Source organism: Hydrogenophaga defluvii (assembly GCF_042665235.1).
GTDB classification, from domain to species: Bacteria; Pseudomonadota; Gammaproteobacteria; order Burkholderiales; family Burkholderiaceae_C; genus Hydrogenophaga; species Hydrogenophaga defluvii_A.
Genome location: NZ_JBHTBZ010000015.1, coordinates 22,977 through 34,837, shown reverse-complemented (window position 1 = coordinate 34,837; position 11,861 = coordinate 22,977). Strand labels below are relative to the sequence as shown.

Annotated in this window: 10 protein-coding genes; all 10 read left to right on the top strand. The window is 68.2% G+C overall.

Features of this window, described 5'->3' with window-relative positions; genetic code table 11:
- Window positions 1–4 precede the first annotated feature (4 nt).
- The 10 genes from ACFQU0_RS07070 to ACFQU0_RS07025 are packed head-to-tail and all read left to right on the top strand — an operon-like array spanning window position 5 to window position 11,659.
- On the top strand, window positions 5–1,207 hold the full coding sequence (locus ACFQU0_RS07070) for an ABC transporter substrate-binding protein (RefSeq protein WP_382199470.1): 1,203 nt from the start codon (window positions 5–7) through the stop codon (window positions 1,205–1,207).
- 11 nt (window positions 1,208–1,218) lie between these two features.
- Window positions 1,219–2,163: an SDR family oxidoreductase gene (locus ACFQU0_RS07065; protein ID WP_382199469.1), complete on the top strand. Its 945-nt coding sequence runs from the start codon at window positions 1,219–1,221 to the stop codon at window positions 2,161–2,163.
- Window positions 2,160–2,951 carry an enoyl-CoA hydratase-related protein gene (locus ACFQU0_RS07060; protein WP_382199468.1) on the top strand — a complete coding sequence of 264 codons (792 nt, stop codon included), beginning with the start codon at window positions 2,160–2,162 and terminating at the stop codon, window positions 2,949–2,951. Before ACFQU0_RS07065 ends, ACFQU0_RS07060 begins: the two co-directional genes overlap by 4 nt.
- 8 nt (window positions 2,952–2,959) lie before the next feature.
- On the top strand, window positions 2,960–4,762 hold the full coding sequence (locus ACFQU0_RS07055; RefSeq protein WP_382199467.1) for an acyclic terpene utilization AtuA family protein: 1,803 nt from the start codon (window positions 2,960–2,962) through the stop codon (window positions 4,760–4,762).
- Window positions 4,759–5,607, top strand: coding sequence for a TetR/AcrR family transcriptional regulator (locus ACFQU0_RS07050; RefSeq protein WP_382199466.1), 849 nt, complete (start codon window positions 4,759–4,761; stop codon window positions 5,605–5,607). Before ACFQU0_RS07055 ends, ACFQU0_RS07050 begins: the two co-directional genes overlap by 4 nt.
- Window positions 5,604–7,073: an acetyl-CoA carboxylase biotin carboxylase subunit gene (locus ACFQU0_RS07045; RefSeq protein ID WP_382199465.1), complete on the top strand. Its 1,470-nt coding sequence runs from the start codon at window positions 5,604–5,606 to the stop codon at window positions 7,071–7,073. Before ACFQU0_RS07050 ends, ACFQU0_RS07045 begins: the two co-directional genes overlap by 4 nt.
- 28 nt (window positions 7,074–7,101) lie before the next feature.
- Window positions 7,102–7,593 carry an acyl-CoA carboxylase biotin carboxyl carrier protein subunit gene (locus ACFQU0_RS07040; protein WP_382199464.1) on the top strand — a complete coding sequence of 164 codons (492 nt, stop codon included), beginning with the start codon at window positions 7,102–7,104 and terminating at the stop codon, window positions 7,591–7,593.
- Window positions 7,590–9,197 carry an acyl-CoA carboxylase subunit beta gene (locus ACFQU0_RS07035; RefSeq protein ID WP_382199463.1) on the top strand — a complete coding sequence of 536 codons (1,608 nt, stop codon included), beginning with the start codon at window positions 7,590–7,592 and terminating at the stop codon, window positions 9,195–9,197. The genes ACFQU0_RS07040 and ACFQU0_RS07035 overlap by 4 nt, the downstream gene beginning before the upstream one ends.
- Before the next feature lie 16 nt (window positions 9,198–9,213).
- Entirely contained in the window at window positions 9,214–10,857 is a 1,644-nt protein-coding gene (locus ACFQU0_RS07030; protein WP_382199462.1) for an AMP-binding protein, read from the top strand.
- A 16-nt stretch (window positions 10,858–10,873) separates the two neighbouring features.
- Entirely contained in the window at window positions 10,874–11,659 is a 786-nt protein-coding gene (locus ACFQU0_RS07025) for an enoyl-CoA hydratase/isomerase family protein (RefSeq protein WP_382199461.1), read from the top strand.
- Window positions 11,660–11,861 lie beyond the last annotated feature (202 nt).

Genomic DNA, 11,861 nt, shown 5'->3' with positions numbered 1-11,861 from the left:
AGTGATGTTGGGTGATTCGATTCTGAAGTGGTCACGGCAACTGCGCCGTGGTTCGATGCTGAGCCTGGCCCTGGGTGTCGCTGCGGCGAGCGCGCAGGACGTGGGCGTGACGTCCACGGAAATCCTGCTCGGCGAGGTGCAGCCCATGTCGGGCCCAGCCTCGCTGATCGGCAAGGCTGGTGCGGCCGGCTCCAAGCTGGCGATTGCCGAGATCAATGCCAAGGGCGGTATCAATGGCCGCAAGTTGCGCGCCATCTACGAGGACGACGGCTACGTGCCGGCTCGTTCGGTCTCGGCGGTCAAGAAGCTCATCGACTCCGACAAGGTGTTTGCTCTCACAGGCACCACGGGCAGCTCTCACATGGTGGCCATGCTGCCCACCATTGAGGAGGCCAAGATTCCCACGATTGTGCACATGGCCCCCAACCCGGCGGTGGTGAACCCCCGTCGTCCGACGGTGTTCATGATTGGCCCTGACTACGACTGGGCAGGCTTCGTGCCGATCAGCCACATGATCGAGAAGATGGGGCAGAAGAACGGCAAGTTCGGCATCCTCTACCAGGATGACGATTTCGGCAAAGCGCTGCTGGCCGGCTACCAGAAAGCGGTCAAGCAGTACGGTGTCGCCAGCGTGGCCGAGATTCCCTTCAAGCGCGGTGCCAAAGACTTTTCGGCTGAAGTGCTCAATCTCAGGGAAAAGGGTGTCACCGCCGTCTACCTGGGCACGCTGACCACCGAGTCGGCCGCCATCATGGGCGAGTTCCGCCGGCTGGGCATGACCCCGCTGATCGGCACCCTGTGGGCCGGGCAACTGCCGGCCGCCGTCAAGCTGGCCGCGCCCTCGGGCTTTGAGTACCTGATCCCCGACTACTACGCCTCCAACTACGACGCCGCTGGCGCTAAGCTGATGGAGGCCGCCAAGCCCTACCTCAGCGCCGACGACCACGCCAACTTCAACCGCTACACCGTCAGCGGCTACGTCGGCACCCTGGTCATCGCCGAGGGCATCCGCCGCTGCGGCGCCACCGTAACACGCGCCTGTGTTGTCGACCAGCTCAACAAGCTCAAGAACTTCGACACCGGCGGCCTCACCGGCCCGCTGTCCTTCGACAACCCCAAGGCCCAGGCGGTGTTGCCGATCAAGCTGTTCCAGACCGATCCGAAGAATGGCACCGTGAAATCCGTGACCGACTTCATCGCTTACTGAAACCTCCTGAGATGAGCACACCCACACCGCCTCCATCGGCCCGCGCCGAGCGCTACCGCTCGGTGTTCCGGCCGGGCCTGTTCGAGGGCCAGACCGTTGTTGTGACCGGCGGCGGCTCGGGCATGGGCCGCTGCACCGCGCACGAGCTCGCCAGCCTGGGCGCCCGCCTGGCGCTGGTGGGGCGCAAGCGCGAGAAGCTGGAGGCGGTGGCGGCCGAGTTGGCCCAGGCCTACCCGGAATCGGTAGGTCGCGTGACGCAACACGCGTGCGACATCCGCGAGGAGGCCTCGGTGCAGCAGACCGTGGCCGACATCGTGGCCGCACACGGCGCCATCGACGGCCTGTTCAATTGCGCCGGCGGTCAGTACCCGGCCCGCTTGCGCGACATCACCCTCAAAGGCTGGGACGTGGTGGTGCGCAACAACCTGCACGGCACCTTCCTGTTCTCGCGCGAGGTCTATGTGCAGTGGATGGAGCAACACGGCGGCAGCATCGTCAACATGCTGGCCGACATCTGGGGCGGCCTGCCCGGCATGGGCCACTCGGGCGCCGCGCGCGGCGGTGTGCTCAATTTCACTGAAACGGCTGCCTGCGAGTGGGGCTGCGCCGGCGTGCGCGTCAACGCGGTGGCGCCCGGCTGGATCGCCTCGGCCGGCATCGACACCTACGACGACGAGTACCGCGATCTGCTGCGCGGCCTGCGCTCCAAGGTGCCGCTGCAGCGCTTCGGCACCGAATCGGAACTGGCCTCGGCCGTGGTCTACCTGCTCTCGCCCGCCGCCGGCTTCATCAGCGGCGCGGTGATCCGCGTGGATGGCGGCGTGCCCACCGCGCGCCACACCTGGAAGCTGGAGCCCGCGCGGCAGGACTTTGCCTACAACGGCTTCCCGCTCTACGAGCCGCCCCAGGCCTTCTCCGCCACGCCCGTTCATCCTTCCTCTGGAGCTTCGTCTTGAGCGCAGATACCCCCCAAGTCCTCGTGGAGCGCCGTGGCGTGGCCTGCCACATCACCATCAACCGCGCGGCCGAACACAACACCATGACCGACGCCGTCATGGACGAACTGCGCCACGCCCTGCGTGCCGCCGAGGCCATGGACGGCGTGCGCGCCATCGTGCTCACCGGCGCAGGCGGCCAGACGTTTTGCGCCGGCGGCAAGCTCAAGCCCGGCGCCAACGGCTCGCCTTTCGCGCTCGACCCGGGGCGCTTCGACAACCCGATCGCCGAGCTGTTCCGCGCCATGGACCGCTGCCACCTGCCCATCATCGCGCGTGTCAACGGCGGTGCCTTTGGCGGCGGTGTGGGCCTGATCTGCGCCTGCGACTTCGCCATCGGCGTGGACAGCGCCCGCTTTGGCACCACCGAGGCGCGCGTGGGCGTTTTCCCGATGATGATCCTGCCGCTGCTGATGCGCGTGATCCCGCGCCGGCGCCTGCAGGAGATGTGTTTCCTGGCCGAGCGCTTCGGCGCCGATCACGCGCTGGAGCTGGGCATCCTCGGCCAGGTGGTGCCCGAGGCCGACCTGGACGCGGCCATCGATACCCTGGTGACCAAGCTGGCCGCCAACTCGCCCGTGGCCTTGCGCATGGGTCGGCGCGCCTTCGCCGCCATGAGCGACTTGCCGCTGAACGACGCCCTCAACCTGGCGCAGATGGTGCTGCCGGTGATGTCGCAGAGCGAGGACACCCGCGAGGGCATGCGCGCCTTCACCGAAAAACGCGCCCCCGCCTGGAGCAACCGGTGAGCGGCGCCATGACTTCCACCCGCCTGAACCGCCCCTTGCGCATCGGCTGCGCCAGCGGCTTCTGGGGCGACTCCGAGGCCGGCGCCGCCCAACTGGTGCGCGGCGGCCAGATCGACTACCTGGTGTTCGACTACCTGGCCGAGATCACCATGTCGCTGCTGGCACGTGCCCGCGCCAAGTCGCCCGAGGCCGGCTACGCGCCCGACTTCGTCAAGGTGGTGGCACAGCTGGCGCCGGAGCTGTTGGCCCAGAACATACGCGTGGTGGCCAACGCCGGTGGCGTCAACCCGCAGGCCTGCGCCAGCGCCCTGGCCGCTGCGCTGCAGGCCCAGGGCCTGGCGATGCGCATCGCGGTGGTCGAGGGCGACGACCTGTCGGCCCAGGCCGACACGCTGCGTGCCGAGGACACGCGCGAGATGTTCAGTGGCGACCCCATGCCAGCCAAGCTGCTCAGCGTCAACGCCTACCTTGGCGCGCAACCCATCGCTGCCGCGCTGGATGCCGGCGCCCAGGTGGTCATCACCGGCCGGGTGGTGGACAGTGCCGTGACGCTGGCCCCGCTGGTGCACGTCTTCGGCTGGGCCTGGGACGACTGGGACAAACTGGCCACCGGTTGCCTGGCCGGCCACCTGATCGAATGTGGCACGCAGTGCACTGGCGGCCTGTTCACCGACTGGCAGCGTGTGCCCGGCTGGGACCACATGGGTTTCCCCATCGCCGAATGCGACCCCGACGGCGCCAGTGTGGTCATCACCAAGCCGCCGGGTACCGGCGGGCTGGTGGAGCCCGCCACCGTGGCCGAACAAATCGTCTACGAGATCGCCGACCCGCGCCGCTACCTGCTGCCCGACGTGACCTGTGACTTCAGCCAGGTGCAACTCGTGCAGGAGGGGCCCGAGCGCGTGCGCGTGAGCGGGGCGCGCGGCACCCCCGCGCCCGTCAGCTACAAGGTCAGCGCCACCTTTGGTGACGGCTGGCGCCTGCTGGGCACGCTGATGATCGGCGGCCACGCCGCAGCGGCCAAGGCCCAGCGCGTGGGCGAGGCCATCCTGCAGCGCTGCACGCGTTTGCTGACCGACAAGGGCCTGGGGGGCTTCACCGAAACCAGCCTAGAGGTGTTGGGCGCCGAGGCCACCTACGGCCCACACGCTCGCACCGGTCACGCGCGCGAGGTGGTGCTCAAGCTGGCGGCCAAACACCCGCAGCGCGAAGCGCTCGAGTTGCTGGCGCGCGAGATCGCGCCCTCGGCCACGTCCATGGCCCAGGGCATCACCGGCTTCGCGGCCGGCCGGCCCAGCCCGTCGCCGGTGGTGCGGTTGTTTTCTTTCCTGATTGACCGGTCGCGGGTCGCGCAGCGTGTTGCTTTGGACGGGCAGCCCCTGGCTTTTGAGCCGCACGTGTTTGCCGCCACGCCGGATCGGCAGGTGGAAGTGGGCGGGACCAATGTGGCCCCCGCTCCGGCCGGTCCCACCACCCGCGTGCCCTTGCTGCGCCTGGCCCACGGCCGCAGCGGCGACAAGGGCGACAGCGCCAACATCGGTGTCATCGCGCGCTCGGCCGCGGCATACGCCGAACTGCGCCGTGTGCTCAGCGCCGAGGTGGTGCAGCGCTACTTTGCTCATTTGGCGCAGGGTCCTGTGCGGCGCTATGAGCTGCCGGGTTTTGGCGCGCTGAATTTTGTGCTCGAACGGGCACTGGGGGGTGGCGGTGTGGCATCGTTGCGCTACGACCCCCAGGGCAAGGCCTTCGCGCAGATGTTGCTGGACCTGGAGGTGGACGTTGCAACCTCTGTGCTGGACACACTGCCATGACCCGAACGACCCGCCTCACCACCCCTTCGCCCGCCGCCGTGGATGCCCCGGCCGACTACGCACAGCCGGCCGGCGCGCAGACACCCCGGCGCATGCGCCGCGCCGCCGAGATCCTGGCCGCCGCGCGCGAGGTGTTTCTCGAAAAAGGCTTCGACCGCTCCTCAGTGAGCGAGATCGCGGCCCAGGTGGGGGTGGTCGAGGGTCTGGTCTACACCTATTTCCCCTCCAAGCGCGAGCTGCTCAACGCCGTGCTGCGCGGCATGTACGAGCCGTTGATTGCCGACCTCGAGGATCGATTCTCGCGCCTGCACGGCGTGCGCAGCCGCATGCGCTTCCTGATCTGGCGCCACCTGCGCGTCTACGTGGAAGAGCCCAACCTTTCGCGCCTGGTGCTGCACGAGGTACGGACCGGCCCCGAGTACTTCCAGTCGGTGCTGCACGACCTGCACGTTCGCTACACCGCCTTCCTGATCCGGACGGTGGAAGAGGGCATCGCCGACGGCGAGCTGCACGCCGACACCGACGTGGAGCTGCTGCGTTCCATGGTCTACGGCGGCATCGAGCACCGCATGTGGGGCACGCTGTTTGGCCGTGGCTCGGTGGACGTGGAGGCCATGGCCGACCGCTACACCGCCATGGTGCTGGGCCCGCTGCTGCCCGATGGCCGCGCCCACTCGCCGGTGGTGGCCTCCTCGGCACGCAGCCACATAGGCCAGGTGCTGGACGAGGTGCGCGTGCGCCTGGACCAGATCGAGGACGCGCTGATGGCCTCGCCCGACACCCCACCTCCGCAACCGAAGGCTGGCACGGCGCCAGCCCGAACCCGCAGGAAATCACCCCCATGACCATCCGCAAGCTGTTCATCGCCAACCGCGCCGAAATCGCGCTGCGCATCGCCCGCACCGCGCGGCGAATGGGCATAGACACCGTGGTGCCCTGGCACGCCAAGGACCGTCACGGCCCGGCTCTCAAGGCCGCCGACGAGACCATTGAGCTGCACGGCGAGCCCCCCGTCTCGGCCTGGCTCGACGGCCCCGCCCTCATACGCGCCGCCATCGCCAGCGGCTGCGACGCCATCCACCCCGGCTACGGTTTCCTCTCTGAAAACGCGGGTTTCGCCCGCGCCGTCGCCCAGGCCGGCCTGACCTTCGTGGGCCCGCCGGCCGAGGTCATCGAGCTGATGGGCGACAAGATCACCGCGCGCCAGTTCGCACAGAAGCACCAGGTGCCGGTCACCCCCTCGGCCGACGAGGCGGACGACCCCCAGCACTTCGCCGAACGCGCGGCGGCCATTGGTTTCCCCCTGCTCATCAAGGGCGCGGCCGGCGGCGGTGGCAAGGGCATGCAGATCGTGCGCGAGGCCGCAGCACTGCCCCAGGCCATTGCCATCGCACGGGCCGAGAGCCAGCGCTACTTCGGCGACGGCCGCCTGCTGGCCGAACGTTTTGTCGAGCAGCCGCGCCACATCGAGGTGCAGGTGTTTGGCGACAGCCACGGCCAACTCATCCACCTGGGCGAGCGTGAGTGTTCAATCCAGCGTCGCTTCCAGAAGCTGATCGAGGAGAGCCCCGCGCCCACCCTGTCGCCCGAACTGCGCGAGCGCATCTGCGGTGCGGCCGTGCGCCTGGCCAGCGCGGCGGGCTACGTCAACGCCGGCACGGTGGAGTGCATCGTTGCCCCAGATGGCGCCTTCTATTTCCTGGAGATGAACACCCGCCTGCAGGTGGAACACCCGGTGACCGAGATGGTGACTGGCCTCGACTTGGTGGAGTGGCAGCTGCGCGTGGCTCAGGGCGAGCGCCTGCCGTTGAAACAAGACGAGGTTCGCTGGCACGGCAGCGCCATCGAATGCCGGGTGCTGGCCGAGGATGCCGACGCCGGCTTCGTACCCGACACCGGCCAAGTGCTGCTGCTGGGCGAACCCCAAGGTCCAGGCATACGCTTCGACAACGGCGTGACCCAGGGCGCCCGGGTGAGCGCCGACTTCGACTCCATGCTGGCCAAGCTGATCGCTCACGGCGCCACCCGCGCGCTGACTATTGCCCGCCTGCGTGAGGCCCTGCAGGACACGCTGATGCTGGGCGTGACCCTCAACACCGACTTCCTCGGTCGCGTGCTGGCCCATCCCGCTTTCCAGGCCGGCGCCACCGACACCGGATTCCTGGAGCGCCACAAGGCCGAGCTGCGCCCGCGCGACTGGACCGACGAGGAGCGCCAGGCGCTGCTGGCCGTGGCCGGCGCCACCAGCCAGGACAGCCACGCGAGCGCCTTGCCCGAGGTCTTCGCCGCCATGGGCGCATGGCGCAACTGAACCCGACACCCCCCGCCAGAGAGGCCCCATGACGACCTACGTCTTCCGATCCGATACCGCCCGGCGCTATCAGGTGCTCAAGCGCGGTGACCACCTGCGCGTGGACGGCACCGAGGTGCCGGTGCGCGCGCTGGACAACAGCCACTTCGTTGCCCAGGCTGGCACCCGCCCGGTCCACGTGCGCGTGGTGGCCCACGGTGACACCGTGTACCTGCAGCTGAACGGCCGCGCCTGCGCCATCGAACGTGTGGACCCCACGCGCAGTGGCGGCGGCGGGGGTGGTGCCGGCCAGGGCAGTGCGGCCGCGCCCATGCCGGGCGTGGTGGTGAGTTGGATCGCCCAGCCCGGTGCCCAGGTGGCGGCCGGCGAGGCCCTGTTGGTCATCGAGAGCATGAAACTGCAAATGACCATCGAAGCGCCGCAGCGCGGCACGCTGGAGGACCTGCCTTTCCAGCCCGGACAGACCTTCCAGCGCGGTGCCGTGCTGGCCCGCGTTCGCCCCGAGGAGACCCCCACATGAGCCGCATCCAGAGCCGGCTGGACACCAGCAGCGACAGCTACCGCCAGAACTTCGCTGCGATGGAGCAGCGCGTGGCCCAGCTGCGCGAACGCCTGAACACCGCGCGCCACGAGCGCCCGCAGCGCGACATCGACCGCCTGCACAAACACAAGAAGCTCACCGTGCGCGAGCGCCTGGACCTGCTGCTGGACCCGGGCACGCCCTTTCTGGAGATCGGCGCCCTGGCCGCCAACAAGGCCTATGGCGGCGACGTGCACGGCGCCGGCCAGGTCTCGGGCATCGGCATCATCCACGGCCGCGAGGTGGTGATCCACGCCGACGACCCCAGCATCAAGGGCGGCGCCTGGTACCCGCTGTCGGTCAAGAAGATCGTTCGCACCCTGGACGTCGCGATCGAGAACCGCCTGCCCGTCATCCACCTGTGCGACAGCGCGGGCGGCTTCCTGCCGCTGCAGGCCGATCTTTTCCCCGACCGCTACACGGCCGGGCGCATCTTCCGCAACCAGTGCACGCTGTCCAAGATGGGCGTGCCGCAGATCGCGGTGGTGCTGGGCCACTGCACCGCAGGTGGTGCCTACATCCCGGCGTTGTGTGATTACAGCGTGATCGTGCGCGGCAACGGCGGCGTGTTCCTGGGCGGGCCACCGCTGGTGAAGGCGGCCACCGGTGAGGTGGTCAGCGCCGAGGCCCTGGGCGGGGCCGACATGCACACCACCGTTTCGGGCACCTGCGACTATGCGGCCGACGACGAGGCACATGCCTTTGCCATCGCGCGCGACATCTTTGCCCAGACCACGCCGGCGCAAAAGCAGCGCATCGACCGAATCGACCCCGAGCCGCCCCAGTACGACCCGAAGGAGCTGTACGGCATCATCCCCACCGACTGGAAAACCGGTTTCGACATGCGCGAGGTGATCGCCCGCATCGTCGATGGCAGCCACTTCCACGAGTACCAGCCGGGCTACGGCACCTCGCTGGTCTGTGGCTTCGCGCGCATCTGGGGCTGCAAGGTCGGTATCCTGGCCAACAACGGCGTGTTGTTCAACGACAGCTCGCTCAAGGCCGCCCACTTCATGCGCCTGTGCGACCGCGACCGCACACCGCTGGTTTTCCTGCAGAACATCACCGGCTACATGGTGGGCCGCGAGTACGAAGAGCGCGGCATCACCAAAGACGGTGCCAAGATGATCATGACGCAGGTGGGCTGTTCGGTGCCCAAGTTCACCGTCATCGTCGGCGGCTCCTTCGGTGCCGGCAACTACGGCATGTGCGGGCGCGCCTTCGATGGCCGTTTCCTGTGGATGTGGCCGCAGTCGCAGATCGCGGTGATGGGCGCCGAGCAGGCGGCCAACACCCTGGCCGACGTCAAGATCCGCCAGCTGCAGCGCAGCGGCGAGCAGCTCAGCGCTGAACAGATCGACGCCATCCGTCAGCCGGTGCTGGAGAGCTTCCAGGCCGAAAGCGATGCCTACCACTCCACCTCGGAAATGTGGGACGACGGTATCCTCGATCCGGTGGACACCCGCAACGCGCTGGGCATGGCCATCATCGCCTCGCTCAACGCGCCCTTTGGCCAAGAAGGCTACGGCGTGCTGCGCCTCTGAAGTCCCAGGAGCGGTCATGCTGATTCCCCACGAAGCTGCCACCCTGGGCGAGGTGCTGGACGAGGCCGCCCGCCGCTGGGGCGAGCTGCCCCTGCTGGCCGTGCCGGCCAACCCGCAGCGCGCCTACGCGCCCCAGGGCCTGGAATGGACCTACGCCCAGGTGGCAGGGCAGGTGGCCACGCTGGGCGAAGCCTACGCGCGGGCGGGCTACGGCGTGGGCCATCGGGTGGGCTTGCTGCTGGAGAACCGGCTTGAGCACTTCGTGCACAAGTTGGCCATGAACGCGCTGGGCGTGTGTTGTGTGCCACTCAACCCAGACCACCGCCCGGCCGAGATGGCTTATGTGGTGGGCCATGCGAAGCTGGACCTGGTGATCGCGGTGGACAGCCTCATGCCGCTGCTGCGGGCGGCCTTGGATCACACGCCCCAGCGCCCGGCCCTGCGGTCGCTCGAGGCCATCGGACCGCTGCCCGCACCCGCCCGCGCGGCCGAGCCGCGAGCGGTGCGCGCCGACGACATCGCCAGCGTGCTCTACACCTCGGGCACCACCGGCCGGCCCAAGGGCTGCCTGCTGTCGCACCGCTACGAACTGGCGGCCGGCCAGTGGTACGCACAGCGCAGCGGCCTGGCCACCTTTGGTGAGGCGTGCGAGCGCATCTACAACCCGCTGCCGGTGTTCCACGTCAATTCGCTGATCTTTTCCTTTTTCTGCGCCTTGCTCAAGGGCAATTGCCAGGTGCAGACCGACCGCTTCCAGCCCAGTCGGTGGTTCACCGAGGTGCACGAATCGCGTGCCACCGTCGTGCACTACCTGGGCGTTGTGGTGCCCATGCTGCTCAACCAGCCACCGCACCCGCTGGAGCGCGCGCACCAGGTGCGTTTTGCCATCGGTGCGGGCGTGGACCCACAGCGCCATGCCGAGTTCGAGGAGCGCTTCGGCTACCCCTTGATTGAAATCTGGGGCATGACCGAGATGGTGCGCGCCATCTTTGACGCCGACGCGCCACGCCGGGTGGGCACAAGGGCCATCGGCCGCCCACAGCCAGGCCTGGAGGTGCGCGTGGTGGACGATGCCGATGAGGACGTGCCCGATGGCACGCCGGGCCAGATGCTGGTGCGCCACTCGGCCGCCACCCCACGCAAGGACTGTTTCAGCGGCTACCTCGATGACGAGTCCGCCACCGAACAGGCCTGGGCCGGCGGCTGGTTCCACACCGGCGATGTGGTCGCACGCGACGCCGAAGGCGTGCTGCATTTTCTGGAGCGGCGCAAGAACATCATCCGCCGTTCGGGCGAAAACATCGCGGCGGCCGAGGTGGAGGCGGTGCTGCAAAGCCACCCCGCCGTGGCCCAGGCCGCCGTGCTGCCGGTGCGCGACGAGGTGCGCGAAGAAGAGGTGCTGGCCTGCGTCGTGCTCAAGCCTGGCCACGAGGCCCAAGCCCTGGCCAGCGATCCGCTGGCGCAGGCGCTGCTGGCGCACTGCCGCGAGTCGCTGTCCTACTTCAAGGTGCCGGGCTGGCTCTGGTTCACCGACGAGATCCCCACTACCGGCACGCAGAAGGTGCAGAAGCACCAGCTGTTCGCCGCCGGCACCGACCCCCGCCAGGCCCCCGGCATGCTGGACCTGCGCGCCCTCAAGAAACGACAGGCCTCGGCCTGAACCCGGACCACAAACTATGTCAGACGAACACGTGCTCGTGCGCCGCGAAGGCTCGGTGGGGGTGATGACGTTCAACCGCCCCGAGCAGATGAACACCCTGGACCTGCCCATGGTGCGTGCCATGGAGCGCGCCCTGCAAACCCTGGAGGACGACGAGCAGGTGCGGGTGCTGCTGATCACCGGTGGCGAGAGCCGCGTGTTCGTCGCGGGCGGCAACATCGCGGACCTGGAGAGCCGCGACGCACTCGCGCACTACAAAGACTTTGCCGTGCCGCTGCACCGCGTGTTCCGGCGATTCGAGGAATGCCACAAGCCCACCATCGCGGCCGTCAACGGCTGGGCTTTGGGTGGTGGCACCGAGTTCCTGTTGACCACCGACTTGCGTCTGGTGGCCGACGACGCCCAGCTGGGCTTGCCTGAAATCAAGTTGGGCCTGTTCCCGGGCGGTGGTGGATCGCAGCGCCTGATGCGCCAGATATCCCTGTGTCAGGCCAAGATGCTGATGTTCACCGGCGACTTCATCTCGGCGCAGGAAGCCGTGCAGATGGGGCTGGTCAACCGCGTGCTGCCGCGAGAGCGCTTGTTGCCCGAAGCCATGGCGCTTGCGCAGCGCATCGCCGAGAAATCGCCCTGGGCGCTGCGTATGCTCAAGACCAGCATGGTGCACGGCGCCGACATGGCGCTGCCGGCCGCGCTAAACCATGAAATGGCCACCATCAGCCTGCTGCTTGACACGGGCGATGCGCATGAAGGCTGCAAGGCATTTCTGGAGAAGCGGAAACCTGCGTTTCGAGGGGTGTAAAGCTTCCCCCGACTTTCCTTCACGGGCCAATTGGCGAGCGGCATGCGGACTATCTCTGGCGCATGGCAGGCCATCACCCTGAAGCAAGAGATTGGACGAATATCCGGTTTCGTGAACACCTGTTCCCTGCACGAGACCAGGCATCTGATCCTCGCGTGTCATGTTCCGATAGAGCGCCATGACTTGCGGTATCGCCAAACAG